The sequence below is a fragment of the Achromobacter sp. SX5 genome (assembly GCF_056711425.1).
On sequence record NZ_CM160041.1, the window covers coordinates 486,871 to 507,367 of the forward strand.

At 68.9% G+C, this 20,497-nt stretch carries 20 protein-coding genes; 4 read left to right on the forward strand and 16 right to left on the reverse strand.

Translation table 11 applies throughout. The features are described 5' to 3' along the window. The first annotated feature begins 236 nt into the window (after window positions 1–236). Window positions 237–1,118: a LysR family transcriptional regulator gene (locus tag AC1M14_RS02295; protein ID WP_102773313.1), complete on the forward strand. Its 882-nt coding sequence runs from the start codon at window positions 237–239 to the stop codon at window positions 1,116–1,118. Window positions 1,119–1,137: 19 nt separating this feature from the next. Here the strand turns inward: AC1M14_RS02295 and lpdA are convergent, their stop codons facing one another. The 10 genes from lpdA to AC1M14_RS02345 form a co-directional block, all read right to left on the reverse strand. Then, window positions 1,138–2,535, reverse strand: coding sequence for a dihydrolipoyl dehydrogenase (lpdA, locus tag AC1M14_RS02300; RefSeq protein ID WP_111826042.1), 1,398 nt, complete (start codon window positions 2,533–2,535; stop codon window positions 1,138–1,140). Between the two features lie 8 nt (window positions 2,536–2,543). Next, a complete protein-coding gene (locus AC1M14_RS02305) occupies window positions 2,544–3,764 on the reverse strand; it encodes a pyruvate dehydrogenase complex dihydrolipoamide acetyltransferase (RefSeq protein ID WP_479730881.1) in 1,221 nt (406 codons plus the stop codon). 22 nt (window positions 3,765–3,786) lie between these two features. Further along, window positions 3,787–4,278: a VOC family protein gene (locus AC1M14_RS02310; protein ID WP_479730882.1), complete on the reverse strand. Its 492-nt coding sequence runs from the start codon at window positions 4,276–4,278 to the stop codon at window positions 3,787–3,789. Continuing rightward, a complete protein-coding gene (locus AC1M14_RS02315; RefSeq protein ID WP_102773316.1) occupies window positions 4,275–6,458 on the reverse strand; it encodes an alpha-ketoacid dehydrogenase subunit alpha/beta in 2,184 nt (727 codons plus the stop codon). The genes AC1M14_RS02310 and AC1M14_RS02315 overlap by 4 nt, the downstream gene beginning before the upstream one ends. 36 nt (window positions 6,459–6,494) lie before the next feature. Continuing rightward, on the reverse strand, window positions 6,495–7,283 hold the full coding sequence (locus AC1M14_RS02320; RefSeq protein WP_102773535.1) for an SDR family NAD(P)-dependent oxidoreductase: 789 nt from the start codon (window positions 7,281–7,283) through the stop codon (window positions 6,495–6,497). A gap of 35 nt (window positions 7,284–7,318) precedes the next feature. Continuing rightward, window positions 7,319–8,038, reverse strand: coding sequence for an ABC transporter ATP-binding protein (locus AC1M14_RS02325; protein ID WP_102773317.1), 720 nt, complete (start codon window positions 8,036–8,038; stop codon window positions 7,319–7,321). Then, window positions 8,035–8,787, reverse strand: coding sequence for an ABC transporter ATP-binding protein (locus AC1M14_RS02330; RefSeq protein ID WP_102773318.1), 753 nt, complete (start codon window positions 8,785–8,787; stop codon window positions 8,035–8,037). The genes AC1M14_RS02325 and AC1M14_RS02330 overlap by 4 nt, the downstream gene beginning before the upstream one ends. Next, on the reverse strand, window positions 8,784–10,052 hold the full coding sequence (locus AC1M14_RS02335; protein ID WP_111826037.1) for a branched-chain amino acid ABC transporter permease: 1,269 nt from the start codon (window positions 10,050–10,052) through the stop codon (window positions 8,784–8,786). Before AC1M14_RS02335 ends, AC1M14_RS02330 begins: the two co-directional genes overlap by 4 nt. Continuing rightward, on the reverse strand, window positions 10,049–10,990 hold the full coding sequence (locus AC1M14_RS02340) for a branched-chain amino acid ABC transporter permease (protein ID WP_111826036.1): 942 nt from the start codon (window positions 10,988–10,990) through the stop codon (window positions 10,049–10,051). The genes AC1M14_RS02335 and AC1M14_RS02340 overlap by 4 nt, the downstream gene beginning before the upstream one ends. Before the next feature lie 78 nt (window positions 10,991–11,068). Continuing rightward, window positions 11,069–12,304, reverse strand: coding sequence for a branched-chain amino acid ABC transporter substrate-binding protein (locus AC1M14_RS02345; RefSeq protein WP_479730883.1), 1,236 nt, complete (start codon window positions 12,302–12,304; stop codon window positions 11,069–11,071). A gap of 242 nt (window positions 12,305–12,546) precedes the next feature. Between AC1M14_RS02345 and AC1M14_RS02350 the strand changes: the two genes are divergently transcribed. Both AC1M14_RS02350 and AC1M14_RS02355 read left to right on the forward strand, forming a co-directional pair. Next, window positions 12,547–13,284: an SDR family NAD(P)-dependent oxidoreductase gene (locus AC1M14_RS02350; RefSeq protein WP_102773322.1), complete on the forward strand. Its 738-nt coding sequence runs from the start codon at window positions 12,547–12,549 to the stop codon at window positions 13,282–13,284. A 34-nt stretch (window positions 13,285–13,318) separates the two neighbouring features. Further along, entirely contained in the window at window positions 13,319–14,065 is a 747-nt protein-coding gene (locus tag AC1M14_RS02355) for a FadR/GntR family transcriptional regulator (protein WP_102773323.1), read from the forward strand. 6 nt (window positions 14,066–14,071) lie between these two features. On the opposite strand, the gene AC1M14_RS02360 is transcribed toward AC1M14_RS02355, so the two are convergent. The 6 genes from AC1M14_RS02360 to AC1M14_RS02385 form a co-directional block, all read right to left on the reverse strand. Beyond that, on the reverse strand, window positions 14,072–15,409 hold the full coding sequence (locus AC1M14_RS02360; protein ID WP_102773324.1) for an NAD(P)H-dependent oxidoreductase: 1,338 nt from the start codon (window positions 15,407–15,409) through the stop codon (window positions 14,072–14,074). Between the two features lie 82 nt (window positions 15,410–15,491). Continuing rightward, the gene (locus tag AC1M14_RS02365) at window positions 15,492–16,052 is read right to left on the reverse strand and encodes a 5'-3'-deoxyribonucleotidase (RefSeq protein WP_102773325.1); all 561 of its coding nucleotides are present in this window, start codon (window positions 16,050–16,052) and stop codon (window positions 15,492–15,494) included. A 36-nt stretch (window positions 16,053–16,088) separates the two neighbouring features. Then, window positions 16,089–16,619 (reverse strand): RNA 2',3'-cyclic phosphodiesterase, encoded by a 531-nt coding sequence (thpR, locus tag AC1M14_RS02370; RefSeq protein ID WP_479730884.1) that lies wholly within the window; start codon window positions 16,617–16,619, stop codon window positions 16,089–16,091. Window positions 16,620–16,649: 30 nt separating this feature from the next. After that, a complete protein-coding gene (cheD, locus tag AC1M14_RS02375) occupies window positions 16,650–17,363 on the reverse strand; it encodes a chemoreceptor glutamine deamidase CheD (protein WP_102773327.1) in 714 nt (237 codons plus the stop codon). Between the two features lie 254 nt (window positions 17,364–17,617). After that, window positions 17,618–18,526, reverse strand: a complete 909-nt coding sequence (locus tag AC1M14_RS02380; RefSeq protein ID WP_102773328.1) for a cell division protein FtsX — start codon at window positions 18,524–18,526, stop codon at window positions 17,618–17,620. Then, window positions 18,523–19,209: a cell division ATP-binding protein FtsE gene (locus AC1M14_RS02385; protein WP_102773329.1), complete on the reverse strand. Its 687-nt coding sequence runs from the start codon at window positions 19,207–19,209 to the stop codon at window positions 18,523–18,525. The genes AC1M14_RS02380 and AC1M14_RS02385 overlap by 4 nt, the downstream gene beginning before the upstream one ends. A 265-nt stretch (window positions 19,210–19,474) precedes the next feature. Here AC1M14_RS02385 and AC1M14_RS02390 point away from each other — a divergent pair, with 265 nt between their 5' ends. Then, the gene (locus AC1M14_RS02390) at window positions 19,475–20,491 is read left to right on the forward strand and encodes an amino acid ABC transporter substrate-binding protein (protein WP_102773330.1); all 1,017 of its coding nucleotides are present in this window, start codon (window positions 19,475–19,477) and stop codon (window positions 20,489–20,491) included. Window positions 20,492–20,497: the final 6 nt, after the last annotated feature.

Here is a 20,497-nt window from a genome sequence, read left to right on the forward strand (position 1 = left end):
CTTGTGTGGGGTGGTGATGGATGGCGCGCGGCAGGCGGTATTTTTCTTGGGGACGGTGTCTCGCGCGCGCCATCCATCCGGCGGCGGGGTTAAATTGGCGATTGTTCGATGGCGCGCAGCGCGATCGCCGGACGCAAGATACCGCGTATGCCCGAAGAGGCCGCCGTGCCGGGCGCGTAAGAATTCAACTACAAGCCTCCTTCAATGCCCACTCTCGAAAACCAAGGAGCCATCCTATGTCTCTGAATTCTGATGCTTTGCGGTTGTTTCTGGGCGTGGTGGATGCGGGTTCGCTGAGCGCGGCCGCGGAGGTGCTGGGGCATACGGCTTCGGGGGTCAGCCGCGGGTTGTCGCGGCTGGAAGAGGACCTGGGCGTCATGCTGCTGAACCGGACCACGCGGCGGATGGATCTGACCGAGGAGGGCAAGCATTTTCTTCCCAAGGCGCGGCAGATCGTGGCTTCGCTGGAGGAGGCCGAGGAATGCATGCGCAAGGTGCATCAGCGGCCTGCGGGGCGCTTGCGGGTGGATGCTTCGGTGCCGGTGATGCTGCATTGCGTGGTGCCGCATGTGGGGGATTTCCGGCGGGAATATCCGGGGATTTCGCTGGAGCTGACCAGCAATGACCGCATCGTGGACCTGATGGAGCATCGCACGGATGTGGCGTTGCGCATGGGGCCGTTGACCGATTCCTCGCTGCATGCGCGCACGCTGCGGCCGTCGCCGCGCTGGGTGATGGCCAGTCCGGATTACGTGGCGCGGCGCGGCGCGCCGGAGCGGGTGGAGGATCTGGCGGGGCATGAGGTGCTGGGGTTCACGCAGCCCGAGAGCCTGAACGTGTGGCCCTTGCGGCATGCGGGAGGCAACAGCTTTCTGGCGGTGCCCACGCTGGCGACTTCCAGCGGCGAGACGCAGCGGCAGCTGGCGTTGCGCGGCGTGGGCATCGCCTGTCTGTCGGACTTCGTCGTGCGCGACGACATCAAGGCCGGCAGGCTGCTGCGGTTGATGGAGTCGGAGTACTCCGACTATCTGCAGCCCATGCACGCGGTGTATCACCGCAACACGCAGCTGTCGCGGCGCATCGCGTGCTTTCTGGATTTCATCGCGGCGCGCCTGTGAGGCGCGCCGCCAGGGCCGTTCAGGCGTGCAGGGCGCGGCCGAAGGCCGCGAGCACCGATTCGTGCAGGGTTTCCGACAGGGTCGGGTGCGCGAACACGGCGTGCATTAGGTCTTCCTCGGTGGCCTCCAGCGCGGACGCCACGCCGTAGCCGGTGATCAGCTCGGACGCTTCGGGGTGGATGATGTGCGCGCCCAGCAGTTCGCCGGTGGCGGCGTCGAACACGGTCTTCACCAAACCCTGGTCTTCGCCCATGGCGATGGCCTTGCCGTTGCCGGCGAAGCTGAATCGGCCGACGCGGATGTCGCCGCCGTGCTGTCTGGCGTGTTCGCGGGCGCGCGCTTCGGTCATGCCGACGCTGGCCACCTGCGGGTAGGAATAGGTGCAGGCGGGGATGCGCAGCGCATCGAGGGGATGCGCGGGCTTGCCGGCGATGGCGTCCACGCACAGCACGGCTTCGTGGCTGGCCTTGTGGGCCAGCCACGGCGCGCCGGCCACGTCGCCGATGGCGTAGACGCCCGGCTCGTCGGTGCGGCACAGGGCGTCGGTGACGATGTGGGTTTTTTCCACCTTGACGCGGGTCTGCTCCAGGCCGAGGTTTTCCACGTTGCCCACGATGCCGGCGGCGACGATGACGCGCTCGGCCTCCAGTTCGCTTTGCCTGCCCTGCTGGTCCAGCGCCACCTTCACGCCAGAGGCCGTCGGCGAGGCGCTTTGCACGGCGCATTGCGTCAGCACGCGGATGCCCTGTTTTTCGAAGGCCTTGCGGGCCAGCTGCGAGATTTCGGCGTCTTCCTGCGGCAGGATTTCGGCCGTCATGTCGATCAGCGTGACCTCGGCGCCGACGGCGCGGTAGAAGCTGGCGAATTCCGCGCCGATGGCGCCCGCGCCCACCACCAATAGCGATTTCGGAATCTCGGCCGGCGTCAGGGCCTGGCGGTAGGCCCAGATGCGCTCGCCCAGGGGCAGCGCCGGCAGTTCGCGGGCGCGCGCGCCGGTGGCCAGGATAATGTGCGGGGCCGACAGCATGGCGCCGTTGTCCAGCGCCAGCCTGCCGGCGCCGGCCAGCCTGGCGCTGGCGGCGAACACGGTCACGCCGTTTTTCTTCATCAGGTGGGCCACGCCCTGGCCCAGCCGGTCCGCCACCTTGCGCGAGCGCGCCACCATGGCGGCGAGGTCCGGGCGGGCCTGGCCGGCGTCCGCCACGCCGTAGCGGGCGGCTTCGCGGCAGGCGCGCAGCACGGCGGCGCTGTGCAGCAGGGCCTTGGTGGGGATGCAGCCCCAGTTCAGGCAGATGCCGCCCAGTTCCGAACGCTCCACCAGGGCCACCGACATGCCCAGCTGCGCGCCGCGGATGGCGGCGACGTAGCCGCCGGGGCCGCCGCCCACCACGATGAGATCGAATGCAGTCTTGGTCATGGCGGGGCTCACAGCAGGATGCGCACGGGGTTTTCTAGCAGCTTGCGCAAGGCCGCCAGCCAGCGTGCGCCCACGGCGCCGTCCACCACCCGGTGGTCGGCCGACAGGGTCACGGTCATGACGGAGGCGACGGCCAGCGCGCCGTTCTCGTCCACCACCGGGCGGCGCTCGGCCGCGCCCACCGCCAGGATGGCGGCCTGCGGCGGGTTGATGATGGCCGCGAACTGGCCGATGCCGTACATGCCCAGGTTGCTCACCGTCAGCGAGCCGCCGGTGAATTCCTCGGGCTTCAGGCGGTTGACCTTGGCGCGGGCGGCCAGCTCGACGATTTCTCCGGCGATGGCCGACAGCGGCTTCACGTCGGCGTCGCGCACGATGGGCGTGACCAGTCCGCCGTCGGTGGCCACCGCCACCGAGATGTCGGCGCCGGCGTGGTATTCGACGGCATCCTCGTGCCAGCTGGCGTTGACCTCGGGCACTTCGCGCAGGGCCAGCGCGGCGGCGCGCACGATGAAGTCGTTGACCGACAGCTTCACCGCGCCGCCCTGGTTGGCCTGCGCGCGCAGCGCCAGCAGCGCGTCCATGCGGCAATCCACCGTCAGGTAGAAGTGCGGCACGTTCTGCTTGCTTTCGGTCAGGCGGCGGGCGATGGCGCGGCGCATGCCGGTGTGCGGCACGCGGCGCGCGGCGGGGCGGACGGCCAGCGGCGAGGGCGCGGCGGCGGGGGCGCGCTCGCGCGCCGCCTCCACGTCGCGGCGCACGATGCGCCCGCGCGGGCCGGTGCCGGCCACGCTTTGCAGATCGATCCGCCATTGCGCGGCCAGGCGGCGCGCCAGCGGGCTGGCGAACAGGCGCGCGGCCGGGGCCGGCGTTTCGGCGGCAGGCGCGGGCGCCGGCGCCGGCGCCGCGGTGGGGGCGGGCGCGGCGCTGGGGATCGCCGCCGCGCCGGCTTCGGCCAGGGCGCGGTCTATGCCCGATGCGTCCTCGCCCTGCGCCAGCAGCACGCCGATCACGGTATTGACCGGCACCGAGGCCGCGCCGGCCTGCACCACGATGCGGCCGAGCACGCCGGCATGCTCGGCGTTGATCTCGACGATGGCCTTCTCGGTTTCGATTTCCGCCAGCGCATCGCCCACGGCGACCGTGTCGCCTTCCTGCTTGAGCCACTGGTGCAGCGTGCCGCCCGAGGTGTCGGCCGCGACGGAGGGGAGTTTGATGAGGTGTGCCACGTTGTTCGTCCCGTTGTTCGTTCTATCGTTCGGCGCCGGCCAGATCGGGCCGGTAGGCGGCCGGATCGTCGTACTCCACCAGCTCCAGCACATTGCCTTCGGGATCGCGGAAGAACGCCAGCCAGGTGCCGGGGCGCACTTCCATCGGCGCCGGCGCGCTGTCGAAGGCCACGCCCCTGGCCTGCAGGCCGCGCACCACGCCGGGCAGGTCGCGCACGATGAAGGTCAGGTAGGTCGCGCCCTGGCGGTCCAGGATGGCGCCGCCGCGCGCGGCGGCTTGCGGCGCGGCGGCCGGCTGCAGCAGCTTGATGCGTTCGCCGTAGGAAGTCTGCAGGCGCGCCACCTCGTAGCCGTGCCGCGTCAGGCCGGTGGCCTGGGCCTTGTCGGCCGGCACGCTCACGCGGTTGACGAGCGTCAGCCCCATGATGTCGGTGTAGAAGGCCTGCAGCGCGTCCAGGTCGGCGCAGCAGATGCCGACTTCCATCGGCACGGTCATGCGCAGGGCGGCGCTCATGCTTTTTCTCCCAGGTCGGCCAGCACGTCCTGCAGGCCGGCCACGACTTCCTCGGTGTCGGCGAACGCCGCGCGTTCGAGCACCTTGGAGATGCTGGGCGAGGCCTCGCCGCCAGTCACGCGCTTGACCGGCTGGTCCAGCCAGTCGAAGTAGCGGCGCTGGATCTCGTCGGCCAGCATGGCGCCGTAGGAGGTGCCCCGGGCGCCCTGCTCCACGATCAGCACGTTGTTGGTTTTCCGGATGCTGGCGCCGATGGTGTCCCAGTCCAGGCTGGCGCGGTCCAGGGTGCGCAGGTCGATGACTTCGGCGTCCACGCCGGCGGCTTCGGCGGCCTTGAGCGCGCGGCCGACCATGGACAGATAGCTCAGGATGGTGACCTTGCCGCCGGCGCGGCGCACGCACGCCTTGCCGAACGGAATCGCGTAGTCCAGGTCGTCGGCCGGCACTTCGCCCGACGAGGCGTAGAGATCCACGTGCTCGATCACCAGCACCGGGTCCTTGGAGGCCAGCGCGGTGTTCATCAGGCCGATGTAGTCGAAGGGCGTGGACGGCGCGACGATGCGCCAGCCCGGCGCGGTGGCGAAGATGCCGGCCGGGTCCATCGAGTGCTGCGAGCCGTAGCCCGTGCCCATCGCGACCTTGGTGCGCAGCACGAAGGGCACGTCGATGTCGCCGCCGAACATATGGCGGGCCTTGCCGATCTGGTTGAAGATCTGGTCGGCCGCGACCCACATGAAGTCCGGGTACATGAATTCCACGACGGGCCGGTAGCGGCCGTCCATGGCCAGGCCGCCGCCCAGGCCGGCGAAGGCGTTTTCAGAAATGGGCGTGCCCAGCACGCGGTCGGGGTACTTGTCCTTCAGGCCGCGCGTGGCGCCGTTGGTGCCGCCCTTCAGGCGGTGCACGTCCTCGCCCAGCACCACCACGCCGCCGTCGGTCTCCATGCGGCGATCCAGCACGTCGGCCACGGCGTCGACGAATTTGCGCTCGACGCGCCGGCCGGCGTGGTCGGCGGCTTCCTGGTAGCGCAGGCCGGCCAGCTCGGAGCCATCGCCGCGCAGGCCCACGTCGCGGAAATCCGGGCTGGGCCAGAGGTCGGCGCGCACGCGGCGCTTGCCGCCCTCGGCGGCTTCGGTCAGGCGGCCGGCCACCGCTTTCATGGTGTCCTTGCAGCGCTGGCGCAGCGCGTCGACCTCGGCCTGCGAAATCAGGCCGCGGCCGATCATCTCGGCGGCGACGCGGTCCAGCGGATCGCGGCCGCGCCATTGCGCTTCCTCGTCCTTGCTGCGATAGCCGAAGGCGCTGCCGGGGAAGGGGCCGTTCTGGTGGAAGTAGCGGTACACGTCCACTTCGACGATGGTGGGGCCGTTGCCGGCGCGCATGTGGGCCACGGCTTCGGACATGGCCAGGTACACCGCCAGCGGGTCCATGCCGTCGACCTGCCACGACGGAATGTTGAAGGCCTGGCCGCGCGCCGACAGCCGCGGCTCGGCTGTGGATTCCTCCACCGTGGTGGAGACGGCGTAGCGGTTGTTCTCGATGAAGAAGCACAGCGGCGTCTTCCAGGCCGCGGTCAGGTTCATGGTTTCCAGCACGGAGCCGATGTTGACCGCGCCATCGCCGAAATACGTCACCGCCACCCGGTCGGTGCCCGCGTGCTTGTGGGCCCAGCCCGCGCCGGCGGCCAGGGGCACGCCGCCGCCGACGATGGCGTTGGTGCCCAGCGCGCCGGCTTCCAGCCAGCGCAGGTGCATGCTGCCGCCGCGTCCGCGGCAATAGCCCTGGGCCAGGCCCATGATCTCGGCCAGCGTCTTCTGCAGCACTTCGTCGATGGCGGGCGTGAGCGGATCGCGCGGGTCCAGGCCTTGCGGCGCGACGTGCTGCAGCGCCTTGGCCAGGAACTGGTGGTGGCCGCGGTGCGAGCCGTTGATCTGGTCGCCGGCGCCCAGCGCCAGCACCGAACCGACCGCGCCGCCTTCCTGGCCCACGGACGAGTGCGCGGGACCGTGCACCAGGCCTTCGGCGGCCAGTTCCAGCACGGCCTCTTCGAAGGCGCGGATCCAGTGCAGCTGGGTCAGCATGGTGCCCAGCAGGGCGGGGTCCGCCTGTTGCCAGTCCTTGGCTTCGACCGTCAGTTGCCGCCAGGGCGCTTGCGAGGCAAGCGGTTGGTAGGTGGCCATGAATGAATCTCCAGAATAGGGGTAGGCGTCTTGCGGTTAGAGGTAGCAGTAGCGGCTCCAGCCGCCGTCGGCCACCAGGGTGTGTCCGGTGATGTAGGCGGCCTGGCGCGAGGCCAGGAACACCGCCAGGTCGGCCATCTCGGCCGGCTGCGCCAGGCGCCGCAGCGGCGTGCGCTGCCTGAGGCGCTCGGGGTCCAGGCGGCCGCGCGCGGCCAGGTCGCGCACCAGGTCCGTTTCCACGTAGCCCGGCGCCAGCGCGTTCACGCGCACGCCGGACGGTCCCCATTCCACGGCCAGGGTCTCGGTCAACAGCACCACCGCGCCCTTGGTGGCGCAATAGGCCGCGCGGTCGGGCGCGGCCACCACGCCGTACATGGAGGCCAGGTTGACGATGGAACCCGAGCCGGCGGGCACCATGCGCCGCCCGGCGGCCTGGGCGCACAGGAACACGCCGGTCAGGTTGATGTCCACGGCGCGGCGCCATTCGTCCACGCTGACTTCCAGCGTGGGCTTGTTGGCCGACACGCCGGCGTTGTTGACCAGCACGTCGATGCGGCCGTAGGCCGCTTCGACCTGCGCGAAAGCGCGTTCGACGGCGTCGGCGTCGGTGACCGAGGCCTGGCAGGCCAGCGCCTGGACGCCCTGCGCCGAAAGGCCGGCGACGGCCTCGTCCAGCGCGGCGGCGTCCATGTCCAGCAGCGCGAGGCGCGCGCCCTGGCGGGCGAAGGCCTGCGCCGTGGCCAGGCCGATGCCCCGGGCGCCGCCGGTGATCACCACGGCCTGGCCGCGCAGTTCGGGATGGAGGGTGTCGTTGGGATAGTCCACGATAGATGCCTGATAGAAAGAGGGGGCGCCGGCGCTCACACCGCCAGCCATTCCTGGACCACGTCCTGGCGCTCATGCAGCTGCGCGGGCGGTCCTTCGAAAACGATGCGGCCGTGGCCCATCACGCTGACGCGGGTGGAGACCTTGAGGGCGATGGTCAGCTTCTGCTCCACCAGCAGCACGGACACGCCGCGCTTGTGGATGTCGCGGATCACGTCGGCGATCACCTCCACGATCTTCGGCGCCAGCCCTTCGGTGGGCTCGTCGATCAGCATGACCTTGGGGTTGCCCAGCAGCGAGCGGCACATGGTCAGCATCTGCTGCTCGCCGCCCGACAGGTTGCCGGCGCGGGTGGCGCGGCGCTCCTTCAGGCGCGGGAAGTAATCGAACATCTGGTCCGCCGTCCAGAAGGGCGCGTCGGCGCGCCTGGGCTGTTCGCCCATGCGCAGGTTCTCGTCCACCGTCAGGTTGGCGAACACCTCGCGTTCTTCCGGCACGAAGCCCAGGCCGGCGCGGGCGATCTCGAAGGGCCGCTTGTTGGTGATGTCGCGGCCTTCGATGGCGATGCGCCCGCCGGTCACGTCCACCAGCCCCATGATGCTTTTCATGGTGGTGGAGCGCCCGGCGCCGTTGCGGCCCAGCAGGCTCACCACTTCGCCGCGGCCGATGCCCAGGTCGATGCCGTGCAGGATGTGGCTCTTGCCGTAATGCGCATGCACGCCCTGCAGGCTCAGCAAGGGGGATTGCGTCGTCATACCGTCTCCTCTCCGAGATAGGCTTCGCGCACGCGGGCGTCGCCGCGGATCTCGGCCGGGGTGCCGGTGGCCAGGATCTCGCCGTACACCAGCACGCTGATGCGGTCGGCCAGCGAGAACACCACCTGCATGTCGTGTTCCACGATCAGCAGGGTGCAGTCGCGGGTGACTTCCTTGATCAGCTCGACCGTGTAGTCGACTTCATGCTGCGACATGCCCGCCATCGGTTCGTCCAGCAGGATGACCTCGGGACGCGAGGCCAGCGTCATGCCGATCTCCAGCGAGCGCTGCTCCGAATAATTGAGGTCGCCGGCGGCGGTGTCCTGCTTGGCCGCCAGCCGCACCTTCTCCAGCAGGCGGTCCACGTCTTCGTTGACCTTGCGGTTGCGCGCGATCGGACGCCAGAAGTTGTAGACCAGGCCGTGCATGCGCAGCACCGCGAGCCGCAGGTTTTCGCGCACCGACAGGCGCGGGAACACGTTGGTGATCTGGAACGACCGCGCCAGCCCGAGTCGGTTGATGCGCTCGGGAGGCAGGCCGCCGATGGGGCGCGCGCGCAGGCTGATGTCGCCCGAGGTCGGCGCGAACGAGCCCGACATCAGGTGAAACAGCGTGGACTTGCCCGCGCCGTTGGGGCCGATGACGGCATGGCGCTCGCCGGTCCGCACTTTCAGGTTCACGCCGCGGATGATCTGCGCTTCGCCGAAAGACTTGCGCACGTCGGTCAGGGTCAGGATGTCGTGGCTCATTGGGCGGCCTCCAGCACGGGCGGGGCATCGGCGTCGTCGCGCCACAGGGCCAGCGCCCAGCGGCAGGCGGCCAGGCCCGCGGCGAACAGCGCCAGCGGGATCAGCCAGGTGAGCGGCGCCAGCGGCGCCCATTCGTGGCCGAACAGCGCGATGGGCGGCCAGCCGGCCTCGGGGTTCATCTCCAGCAGCGCGCGGTAGTCGCGCGCGAACATGCGCTGCAGCAGCTCCACCGTGAATACGGTGGCGCCGGTCAGCAGCAGGCCGGCGGCGGCCGACACCGCGGCCCGCGGCAGCCAGCTGGCCGCGCCGCGTTCGCGCAGCGAGCGGGCCGCGCGCTGCACCAGTCCCACCAGGCCGTCGGGCACGAACAGCATCACCAGCACGAACAGAATGCCCTGGTACAGCAGCCAGGAACGCGTGATGTCGGCCAGCGTCTGCGACAGGAAGGTCAGGATGGCGGCGCCCAGCACCGGGCCCAGGAAGGCGTTGACGCCGCCGATGTAGGCGAACAGCACCGCGTCGGTGGACAGCTTGACCTCGAACAGCACGTAGTTGCCGGCCTCGATGTTCAGGGCCTGCAGGCCGCCGGCGATGCCGGCGAACATGGCCGACAGCGCGAACACCAGGGTCTTGAGCGTGTGCGGGCGGTAGCCCAGGTAGCGCAGGCGGTGGGCGTTTTCGCGCAGGCCCAGCGTCAGCCGGCCCAGCGGCGTGCGGGTCAGGCCGTACAGCGCCGCCAGCGACGCCAGCACCCAGGCCAGCACCAGGAAGTACACCTCGACGTCCGAGCCGAAGGTGAAGCCCCAGGCCGGCATGCGCATGGCGGACAGGCCCGCCTCGCCGCCGAACACGCCTTTCAGGTGCGGCGCCAGCGCGTGCAGCAGCTCGGCCAGCGCCAGCGTGATCATCGAGAAATACACGCCGGCCCGCATGGTGGCGAACCAGCCCGCGACCAGGCCGAACAGCAGGCCGGCCACGCCGCCGGCCAGCGGCATCAGGGGCGTGGGCAGCAGGCCCGCGCCGCCCAGCGCGTTCATGGCATGGATGGTGGCGAAGGTGCCCACGCCGAAGTAGGCGGCGTGGCCGAAGGACAGCATGCCGCCCTGGCCGGCCAGCAGATTGAAGGCGCAGGCGAACAGCGCGGCGATCAGCATCTGCACCGCCGCCACCAGCTGGCCGGCGGGCAGCAGCCAGGGCAGCGCGCACAGCGCGGCCACGCAGAGGATCAACAGCAGCAGCCCGGAAGCGCGGCGGGTTTGGCTCATGGCTGTTCTCCCTTGAGGCCCGAGGGCTTGACCAGCAGCACCACCAGCATCAGCAGGAAGGGCAGGGTGGCCGCCAGGCTGGAAATCTTCACGGTCATCAGGCCGCCCACGCGCTCGGCCCATTCGCCGGCGCCGAACAGGCCGAACAGGGTCGCCAGGCTGGCGTCGACGCCGACCGAAAACGAGCTGATCAGGCCGATCAGCAGCGACGCGATCATCGCGCCTTCGAGCGAGCCCAGCCCGCCCACCACGACCACCACGAACACCAGCACGCCGAGTTCCAGCGCCATGTTCGGGTTGGTGGTGTAGAACGCGCCGGCGACCGCGCCGGCCAGGCCGGCCATGGCCGCGCCCACGCCGAACACGCTCATGAACACCAGCGGCACGTTGTGGCCCAGCGCTTCGGCCATGCGCGGACGGTAGATCGCCGAGCGCACCACGATGCCCACGCGGGTGCGCGACAGCAGCAGGTAGATGACGGCGAACATCGCCAGCGACACGCCGCCCATCAGCAGGCGGTAGAACGGATAGTCGGCGTCGAACACGCGGAACGCGGCGAAGTTCAGGAACTGCGGCACGCGGTAGTCGACGGGAAAATCGCCGTAGAACAGCTTGATGAGCTCGGCCACGATGAAGGCCAGGCCGAAGGTCACCAGCAGCTCCTGCGCATGGCCGAACTTGTGGACGCGGCGCAGGAAATAGCGCTCCACGCCCATGCCCAGCACGCCGGCGATAACGGTGGCCAGCACCAGGGCCGCCCAGAAGCCGGTGACCGGCGTCAGGGTATAGGCGGCGTACGCGCCTATCATGTAGAACGAGGCGTGCGCGAAGTTCAGCACGCCCATCATCCCGAAAATCAGTGTCAGGCCTGCCGACACCATGAACAGCAGCAGGCCGTAGATCACGCCGTTCAACAGCGAGACGGTAAAGTATTCCATGTCCGCTCCAGGTTTTCGAACCGGGTCGAGTTGCGCGGGACGGACGCGCGCCGCGTCCGTCTTACGTAAACGCCTGCCTCAGTCCGGCCGCTGCATCTTGCAGGTGGACTGCACCGGCGCGGACACGTCTGCCGCGGCCAGCACCTTGACCGGCTCGAAGCCCATGTCGGTGCCGTCGGCCTTGTACTTGGCGTTCTTGCTCACCTTGGACACCACCATGGGCAGCTGCACCTGGTGGTCTTCGGCGCGCATGGTGTAGGCGCCCAGCGGCGAGGTGTAGGTGACCTTCTCCAATGCCTTGGCCAGCGCCGGCACCGACAGCTTGCCGTCCTGCGGCTGGACCTGCTTGAGCGCTTCGCCCAGGAACTTGATGCCGATGACGGTCTGCGGCTCGGTGTAGCTGGGGTAATGGCCGGTCTTGGCCTTGTAGTCCTCGGCGAACTTCGCGCCTTCCTCGCCCGCGGCCTCGATGTTGTACGGGTGGGCGATGTAATGGCCCAGCGCCACTTCGCCGGCGTTGGCGAGGTTGCCGACCTGGTCCAGGAACACGGTGGCGAAGCGGACCTTCAGGCCGGCGGCCTGCGTGGCCTTCATCAACAGCAGCAGGTCATTGGACCAGTTGCCGGTGATCACGGTGTCGGGATCGGCCGAGCGGATGCGCGCCACGTAGGGCGCGAAGTCCTGGATCTTGTTGACTTCGTGCAGGGTCTTGCCCACCACCTCATAGCCGTACTGCTTGGCGAAGCGCTCGGTGGCGCCTTCCATGTCCTGGCCCCAGGAGTAGTTCTGGTTGATGGCGTAGACGCGCTTGCCCAGCGTGCCGTCGGCCGACATGACCGAGGTCAGCGCCTTGACGCGCAGGTCGGCGTTGGTGGTGAAGCGGAAGTGATAGAAGTGGCATTTCTGCCCGGTCAGTTCCAGGGCTTCGCCGCCCACGTTCAGGAACACGACTTCCTTGCCCGGATTGCGCAGGTTGTGCTTGCGCACGTCCTCGGTCAGCTGGCCGGAGATGGCCGACGAGGAACCCTGCACCAGGATCTGAACGCCCGCGGCGGCGGCCGCGCGGAAGCGGTCGGAGGCGCCCACCGGGCCGCCCTGGTTGTCGAACTCGACCAGTTCCAGCGGCTGGCCGTTCCAGCCGCCGGCGGCGTTGATGCGGTCCAGCTCGTACTTGACCGCGGCGCGGAACATCAGGCCGGTCGAGGCCTGCGGGCCGGAAAGCGTTTCGATCAGGCCGATCTTGACGGGGGCGGCTTGCGCCGATGCGGCGATGCCGGCCAGGCAAAGCAGGCCGGAAGTGAAAACCAACTTCATGTGTGTCTCCTCCGTGGAATGGGAGCGTGGGCGGCGAGGCCCTGTTCTGCTGACGCGCTTGCCTGAAAGCGGCGCTTGATTTACGCTTTCACGATAGTTGTCAGGCAACTTTAATAAGTTGTCAGATAAATCATAGGGCAAGCAATTTTTCCGTGTCAAGCGGCCGCGCCGGCAGTCAAATCGAAGCGGCGGCCGCCGCCGGCAGGCCTGCTCGCCTCTCGAAAAGCGTTTCAGGAGACACCATGATTTCGTTCGAAGGAAAGGTTGCCGTCATCACCGGGGCGGGCAACGGGATCGGCCTGGCCACGGCCCGGCTGATGGCCGCGCACGGCGCGCGGCTGGTGCTGACCGACATCGACGGCGCGCGGCTGGAGGAAGTCGCCGCGGAGCTGGACCCCAGCGGCCAGCGCGTCTACACGCGGGCGCTGGACGTGTCCGCCGCGGCCGAATGCGAGCGCGCGTTCGAGGCCGCCGCCAAGCATTTCGGCGGGCTGGACCACCTGGTGCATTGCGCCGGCATCTATCCGGAAGGCCTGGTCAAGGACACCAGCGACGAGGCCTGGCGCACCCTGATGCGCGTGAACCTGGACGGCACGTTCTACGTGTGCCGCGCGGCCCAGCGCCACCTGCGCCACGAAGGGTCCATCGTGCTGCTCACCTCGCTGGCGGCCCAGCGCGGCAGCTACGCGCACGCCGCCTACGCCGCGTCCAAGGGCGCGGTGCAGAGCTTCACCCGCAGCCTGGCGCTGGAGCTGGCGCCGCAGATCCGCGTCAATGCGGTGGCGCCCGGCATCATCGCCACCTCCATGACGCACGATCTGATCGGACAGAAAGGCGCACAATTGCTGGAAAGCACGCCGCTGCGCCGTTTCGGCACGGCCGAGGAGATCGCCGGTTCGATCGCGTTCCTGTGCTCGCCGCTGGCCGGCTTCGTCACCGGCGAGGTCATGCAGGTCAACGGCGGCATCCATATCGCGTAAAGTCGAAGCATCCCGACAGTCACCCACCATTCCAATGCAGCCCACCCAAGAACAGGACCCGCCGCGCGCCGCGCCCAAGAGTTCGCTTTCCGCGGCGCTGAGCGACACGCTGGCCGAACAGATACGCCAGGGCGTGCTTGCGCCCGGCGACCGCCTGCCCACGGAAAAGCAGCTGACCGAAACCTATTCGGTCAGCCGCGCCGTGGTGCGCGAGGCGCTGGCGCGCCTGAAGTCCGAAGGCCTGGTCACCTCGCAGCAGGGCAGCGGGGTCTTCGTCGATCCGAATTTCCAGAAGAACGCGTTCCGCATCGCCGCGCCCACGCCCGGCGACAACCAGGACCTGGAGCACATCCTGGAGCTGATGCTGTCCATCGAGGTCACGGCGGCCCGCTACGCGGCGCAGCGCCGCACCGACGCGGACCTGAAGAAGATGCGCCAGGCGCTGGTGGGCATGGAGTACGCCCTGATCAACGACAAGCTGGGCGACGAAGAGGACTACCAGTTCCACCATGCCATCGTGCAGGCCACGCACAATCCGCACCTGGTGGCGCTGAACGACTACCTGGAAGCCAACGTGCGGCGCGTGATCCGCAGCGCGCGCCACAACACGGCGCGCATGTACGCCGAACGCATGGCCGCGGTGCAGAGCGAGCACCAGGCCATCTTCGCCGCCATCGACGGCGGCGATCCGGACGCCGCCGGACGGGCCGCCGAACAGCATCTGCGCAACGCCGCCGACCGCCTGCGGCTGTTCCAGGCCGAACGTCCGGCGCCCGTGTAGCCGCGTTCAGGCGAAGGTCTGCTCCATCTCGCGGCGGAACTGCACGGCCGGCGAGCGCTCGTCGTATTCCACGTCGCTCCAGCGCACCGGCTGCGACTGGCGCACGGGGTTCTTGAGCCTGACCTTGTGCGCCAGGCCGAGCGGCAGATAGCCGTCGGCCACCGAATCGCGCGCCGGCATCAGCCGGCCGTACACGGTGTAGCCGCCTTCGCCGTCCAGGACCTGGCCGGCCGGCAGGTCGCGCTTGGCGGTGGCCACGACGTCGCCGTGCCAGCCGGCCGGCGCGCCGGTGGGCTCGCGCCGCAGGCCCACGCTGGCCACGCTGATGCCCAGCTCCAGCCCGATCAGGTGATAGGGCTTGTACATGGCCGTGAAATTGCCGCTGGGGTCGGTGACCAGGCCGTATTCCTGGAAGCAGCGGCGCACGTAGTCGCTGTCGGCCGCGATGGTGACGTAGACGCCCCAGCGCAGGTCGCGGAACACCGGCCGGCCGTCGCGCTCCAGCGAGGAAATCACTTCCACCTGGCCGCGGTGGTGCAGCATGCCGCCGTTCTCGCGCGGGCGCAGCACGCGCGCCAGGTCGTCCACGCCGCAAGGCGGGAAGTGCAGGCCGGAAGGCGAGGGCAGCAGCCCGGTGGCGTTGGACACCGCGGCCATCTCGATGGCGCTCTTGGTGCCGTCCAGGAAGCTGTTGAACATCTGCGCGTTGAAGTCGCCGGCGGCGACCATCTCGGCGGTGAAGCCGTAGTACGGCCACACGGTGTCGGGGGTGGAGGTATGGAATTCGGGCAGGTACTTGGTGCCCTTGCCCGCGGCCATGACTTCGAAGCCGCTGGCGCGCGCCCAGTCCACCATCTCGCAGATCAGGGCCGGCTGGTCGCCGTAGGCCAGCGAATAGACGATGCCGGCCTCGCGCGCGCGGCGCGCCAGCAGCGGGCCGGCCAGCGCGTCGGCCTCGACGTTGACCATGATGATGTGCTTGCCGTGTTCGCAGCAGGCCAGCACGTGGCTGATGCCCGCGGCCGCCTGCCCGGTGGCGTCGATCACGATGTCGATGTCGGGGCTGGCGATGATGGCCTGGACGTCGTCGCTGAAATAGACCTTGCCGGTCTTGAGCGCGTCGGCGGTGCTGGCGGCGTTGAGCGAGCTGGCCGGCCAGCCCACCCGGGTAAGCGCCGCCCGGGCCCGGTCGGGCGCCAGGTCCGCCACCGCCACCAGCCGGATGCCCGGCGTGCGCGGGGCCTGGCTGAGGAACATGGCGCCAAACTTCCCGGCGCCGATCAATGCGACACGCAAAGGCTTGTTATCGGCTTCTCGCTGCTTGAGCAGGCGGTGCAGATTCATGACGCGAACTCCTCCAGATTGATGTCAACAGGCGGAAACGGCAACACAGAATAGCCTTAAACCGCGCCTGCCGATACGGGAGTCATTCGTCTGCCGTGTACAGCTCTCCGGCCAGCACGTTGCGCCAGTTCCGCCAGGTGATCCGGGGCCGGTCGGCGACCTCCCGGTTGTAGGGCGCGTCGAACAGAATGTGCTTCCAGCGCGGCTTGACCGCGCCCTCGATGGCGGGCTTGTCGTCGATCAGCAGGCTGCCGTGCACCAGCGTCTTGTCCTTGGTCAGGATGAGGCGGTTGGTGGCCTCGCGCCCCAGGTGTTTTTCCACCCACAGGTACTTTTCCGCCACGCAGTTTTCGAACTGCGACAGCGGCGAGGTGCAGATGCGCACGTCCATGCCCAGCGCCAGCAGTTCCTTGACCGCCTCCAGCGCGCCGGGCACCGGCGGCAGGTTGCGGATGAAGCCCGGCGCGGTGTAGATGGCTTCGGCCATGCCGCGCAGCTCGGGCGCGTAGTCCTGGCGGATGTAGAACGATTTGCGGTCCTCGAGTGCCACCGGCGGAATCTGGGGATGGCGTTCGCGCCAGGCGTCGATGAAGGCGTGTTCGAAATCGGCGAGCACGCCGTCTTGGTCCAGCAGGATGATCATGGCGATCCGCGGTGGTTGCAACGTGCCGATTGTGCCTCAATCGGCCTGCGGACGGGATTGCGCCACGATGCGGTAGCGGCTGCCGCCGGTCAGCGATTCGGAGGCGACCAGCACCATGCGGTCATAGCGCCAGTGCAGCGGCGCGGGCGCTTCGGCCGGCGGCTGCGGATGCTCGATATTGCGCAGCAGGGTGACGTGGGGGCGGAACGGGTGCTGCGGCGCGCCCAGGCCGAAGCCGGCCAGCCATTGCCACAGCCCGTCGTGCGCGGCCTGCAGCGCGGGCGGCGTGTCGCCGGGACCGGCCCACAGGATGCGCTGGCGGGCGAATACACCGTAGCGGTCGAGTTCGATCGCGGCCGGCGCCAGCCGCCGTTCGGGCGTGGCCGCGATCAGCTCGTTGGCCAGCGCGGCGTCCACCGGCCCCAGGAAGGCCAGGGTCAGGTGCAGGGTTTCCGTGCGCATGAGGCGTCCGCCGCAGTGCGGCCGGGCATGCTCGGCCCAGGCGGCGAGCGATCCCGCCAGCGGGGGCGACGGCCATAGCGCGTAGAAGAGGCGGACGGTCGACATGCCGTGATTGTAGGGGCGCGACCGCCGGCTTCAACCGCCCGTGGTGCCGCTGCCGCGCCGCCGCGTCAGGCCGGTGTCGAAGCGCTCGACGCCCGGGCGGGCGGGGCGGTCGAAGCGTTCCACGCCGGGCCGCGTGAACCGCTCCACCCGGGGCGGGCTTGCGGTCTTGGCCTGTACGCTCTGGGCGGCGGCCTGTTCGCGCCGGGCGATGATTTCCTCGGCGCGCTGGTGGTGCGGCGCCATCTTGCGCACCATCACGCGGCCGTCGCGCGGGAAGTAATTGATGCGGCGCGCATGCACGTCGCCCAGGTCCTGCGCCTTGACCGGGATGCCTTCGGTCTGCAGGTAGGAAAGCACGAACTGGCCGTTGCGTTCGCCGATGTTCATCTGCTGCATGGCCGACAGCACCGCCCCGCCGCCGAACACCTTGGCCTCGAGCCGGTCGCGCGCGGCGCCGGCCTTGAGCAGTTCGTTGATCAGCACTTCCATCGCGAAGGCGCCGTAGCGCATGGTGGCCGAGGCGGGCGACTGCATGTCGCCTTCCGGCAACATGAAGTGGTTCATGCCGCCCACGCCGGTCACGGGATCGTGGATGCACGCAGCCACGCACGACCCCAGCACGGTCGAGATCATCAGGTCTTCGTCGGTGACGTAGTACTCGTTGGGCAGTACTTTCACCGCCTGACACTGGAACGCGCTATCGAAATAGTGGCGCGTCGCACGGGCTTCAAGACGGGCGGCCATGGGAGGGGATAGGGAGCAAGGGCAACGAGAGGGACACCAAGACGTTCGGCGGGGAAACGGCGGTTATGTCAAAAAATGTAAAAAAATGACGATTTATTCTTGCACATCCGGGCGTGCGATGGGAGAAATCTCATGTAACGGCGGCGCGCGCGGACGCCGGCCGTGGGGGATGCCTGGCATCCTACACAGGCCGGCGCGGGCCGTTCCCCGGATCACGGGGAGGAAGGGGGGCTAGTCGGAGCCTTTGGGCGCCGTCAGAAGCGGGTGCTGCGGGTGACCGACCAGCGGGCGGACAGGGCGCCCAGGGCGGCCGCGGCGACCACCGCGCCGATCAGCACCGCGGGGCCGGGCAAATGCAGGGCGAATTCCGCGCCGTAGCTGCGGGCCAGCCCGACCAGGGCGTCGTTCAGCGGGGCCAGGGCCACCGCCGCCACGCCGATGGACAGCAGCGCCGCCACCGCGCCCGACAGCGCGCCCAGGTACAGGAAGGGACGGCGCACGAAGGATTCGGTGGCGCCGACCAGCCGCGCCACGCCGATTTCCTCGCGCTGCGACAGCGCCTGCATGCGCACGGTGTTGAACACGGTGGCCAGCACCACCACCGCCACGCAGGCGGCCAGGAACCCCAGGCCGATGCGGGCGAAGCGCAGGATGGCCTCCAGCCGCTGGACCCAGGCGCTGTCGAGCTGCACCAGGTCGACGTGGTTCCACTGCTTCCAGGACGCCGCCAGCTTGTCGGCCCGTCCCGCCAGGTCCTCGCCGTCGGCCAGCGTGACCACCACGGCGTCGGGCAGCGGGTTGCCCGGCAGCACGGCCAGCGCCTGCTGCCAGGCCGGGTTGGCGCGCAGGTCGGCCAGGGCGTCCTCGCGCCCGACCACGCGCACGGCGCGCACCTCATGGGCGTATTCGCCCTGGATGCGCCTGGCCACGTCGGCGGCCGCGCCGGCCGGCGCGTCCACCCGCATGAAAACGGTGACCTCGGGGGTGACGGAGATCTGGCGCGCCACCGGCTGCGCCGACACCAAAATGGCGCTGCCCAACAGCGGCAGGGCCAGGGCCAGCGCCATGACCAGCAGGTTGGCCAGTGACGAGAACGGCTGCTTGACCAGCCGGCGCAGGGTCACCATCAGGGCGTAGCGGTGTTGCCGCAGCCAGGCGTTCATGCCGTCGCTCCCGGTTGGGCGCCGCCCTGGGAGTCGGCGAACTTGCCCGGCTCGATGCGCAGCGTGCGGGTGGCGTAGCGGGCCATGAGTTCCTGGTCGTGCGAGGCGATCAGCGTGGTGACGCCGACCCGGTTGAAATCGCGGAAAACGTTCATGATGCGTTGCGCGGTGTCATGGTCGAGGTTGGCCGTGGGCTCGTCCGCGATCAGGATGGCCGGCCGGTTGACGATGGCCCGCGCGATCGCCAGGCGCTGCTGTTCGCCGCCGGACAGCTCGATCGGATTGAGCTCTTCCTTGCCCGACAGGCCCACCTTGTCCAGCGCGGCGCGGGCGCGCGCGGCGGCCGAATTCCAGGCGTGGCCGGTGACGGCCAGCGGCAGCATCACGTTTTCGAACGCGCTGCGGTCGAACAGCAGGTGCGTGTCCTGCAGGATGACGCCCACCGCGCGCCGCAGGTAGGGCCGGGCGCGCGCGGGCAGCTTGTCCAGGCGCTGGCCGTTGACCTGGATGGAGCCCCGGCTGGCGGGCTCCAGCCCGCCGATCAGCTTGAGCAGCGTGGACTTGCCGGCGCCCGATGGCCCCGACACGAAAACGAACTCTCCCGCGTCCACGCGGAAGTTGATGTCGGCCAGGATATTGCGGCCGCGACCATATGATTTGAATACGTGCTGGAATTCGATCATGGCGGCTGTCAGATGAAGCCGCAATAGTAACTCGGGGACAGTAAGGTGGCCTAAGCCAGGCGGGGGAGCGGATGCGAAAAATTCCTCCGCCGCCCTATGTAGACGTCCCTTTTTACGGCCCGTACAGCGTTTCATTTCATCCCGTGTCCCTATATTTCAAGGGAATTCCCGGATGCGCCGCCCGCGGCGCGGACGCTACCATCCGCCCCATGCGTAGGCCCAAACGGCTGCGCGCGAATTCGCCTTATCCCACACGGAGAACACGATGAAAGTATTGAAACTCGCTGCTGTCGGCGCCGCCCTGTTTGCTGCTTCCGCCGCAGCCAACGCAGGCGCGACCTTCGACAACGTCAAGAAGAAAGGGTTTGTCCAGTGCGGGGTTTCGACCGGCATTCCGGGGTTCTCCATCGCCGACAGCAAGGGCGAATACAAGGGCATCGACGTCGACCTGTGCCGCGCCATCGCCACCACCATGTTCGGCGATTCCACCAAGGTCAAGTTCACGCCCCTGAACACGCAGCAGCGCTTCACCGCGCTGCAGTCGGGCGAAATCGACGTGCTGACCCGCAACACCACCGTCACGCTGACGCGCGACACCACCCTGGGCCTGATCGGCGTGGGCGTGAACTACTACGACTCGCAGGGCGTCATGGTGTCCAAGGAGCTGGGCGTCAAGAGCGCCAAGGAACTCAACGGCGCCACCATCTGCGTGCAGCCCGGCACCACCACCGAACTGAACCTGGCCGACTGGTTCCGCGGCCAGAAGATCGAATTCAAGCCGGTCGTGATCGACAAGTACGACGAAATCATCCGCGCCTTCTCGGCCGGCCGCTGCGACGCCTTCACCACTGACAAGTCGCAGCTGGCCTCGACCCGCACCACGCTGGAAAAGCCCGACAACTTCATCATCCTGCCGGAAGACTTCTCCAAGGAGCCGCTGGGCCCCATGGTGCGCCAGGGCGACGAGCAATGGTTCAACATCGTGCGCTGGTCGCTCAACGCCATGCTGGAAGCCGAGGAATACGGCATCACCAAGGCCAACGTCGATGAAATGACCAAGAGCACCAACCCCAACATCCAGCGCATCCTGGGCGTGACCCCGGGCATGGGCAAGAACCTGGGCGTTGATGACAAGTGGGCCTACAACATCATCAAGCAGGTGGGCAACTACGGCGAAAGCTTCGAAAGCACGCTGGGCAAGAGCAGCGCGATGAAGCTGGACCGCGGTCTGAACGCCTCCTACAAGCAAGGGGGCCTGATGTACGGCTGGCCGGTGCGCTGACGCGCG

Coding starts and splice junctions, on each gene's coding strand:
- AC1M14_RS02355 (WP_102773323.1), top strand. CDS start 13,319: ATGCAGCCCACCCAAGAACAGGACCCGCCGCGCGCCGCGCCCAAGAGT.
- thpR (WP_479730884.1), bottom strand. CDS start 16,619: ATGTCGACCGTCCGCCTCTTCTACGCGCTATGGCCGTCGCCCCCGCTG.
- AC1M14_RS02365 (WP_102773325.1), bottom strand. CDS start 16,052: ATGATCATCCTGCTGGACCAAGACGGCGTGCTCGCCGATTTCGAACAC.
- AC1M14_RS02350 (WP_102773322.1), top strand. CDS start 12,547: ATGATTTCGTTCGAAGGAAAGGTTGCCGTCATCACCGGGGCGGGCAAC.
- AC1M14_RS02335 (WP_111826037.1), bottom strand. CDS start 10,052: ATGAGCCAAACCCGCCGCGCTTCCGGGCTGCTGCTGTTGATCCTCTGC.
- cheD (WP_102773327.1), bottom strand. CDS start 17,363: ATGGCCGCCCGTCTTGAAGCCCGTGCGACGCGCCACTATTTCGATAGC.
- AC1M14_RS02380 (WP_102773328.1), bottom strand. CDS start 18,526: ATGAACGCCTGGCTGCGGCAACACCGCTACGCCCTGATGGTGACCCTG.
- lpdA (WP_111826042.1), bottom strand. CDS start 2,535: ATGACCAAGACTGCATTCGATCTCATCGTGGTGGGCGGCGGCCCCGGC.
- AC1M14_RS02330 (WP_102773318.1), bottom strand. CDS start 8,787: ATGAGCCACGACATCCTGACCCTGACCGACGTGCGCAAGTCTTTCGGC.
- AC1M14_RS02340 (WP_111826036.1), bottom strand. CDS start 10,990: ATGGAATACTTTACCGTCTCGCTGTTGAACGGCGTGATCTACGGCCTG.
- AC1M14_RS02315 (WP_102773316.1), bottom strand. CDS start 6,458: ATGGCCACCTACCAACCGCTTGCCTCGCAAGCGCCCTGGCGGCAACTG.
- AC1M14_RS02325 (WP_102773317.1), bottom strand. CDS start 8,038: ATGACGACGCAATCCCCCTTGCTGAGCCTGCAGGGCGTGCATGCGCAT.
- AC1M14_RS02385 (WP_102773329.1), bottom strand. CDS start 19,209: ATGATCGAATTCCAGCACGTATTCAAATCATATGGTCGCGGCCGCAAT.
- AC1M14_RS02390 (WP_102773330.1), top strand. CDS start 19,475: ATGAAAGTATTGAAACTCGCTGCTGTCGGCGCCGCCCTGTTTGCTGCT.
- AC1M14_RS02360 (WP_102773324.1), bottom strand. CDS start 15,409: ATGAATCTGCACCGCCTGCTCAAGCAGCGAGAAGCCGATAACAAGCCT.
- AC1M14_RS02345 (WP_479730883.1), bottom strand. CDS start 12,304: ATGAAGTTGGTTTTCACTTCCGGCCTGCTTTGCCTGGCCGGCATCGCC.
- AC1M14_RS02310 (WP_479730882.1), bottom strand. CDS start 4,278: ATGAGCGCCGCCCTGCGCATGACCGTGCCGATGGAAGTCGGCATCTGC.
- AC1M14_RS02295 (WP_102773313.1), top strand. CDS start 237: ATGTCTCTGAATTCTGATGCTTTGCGGTTGTTTCTGGGCGTGGTGGAT.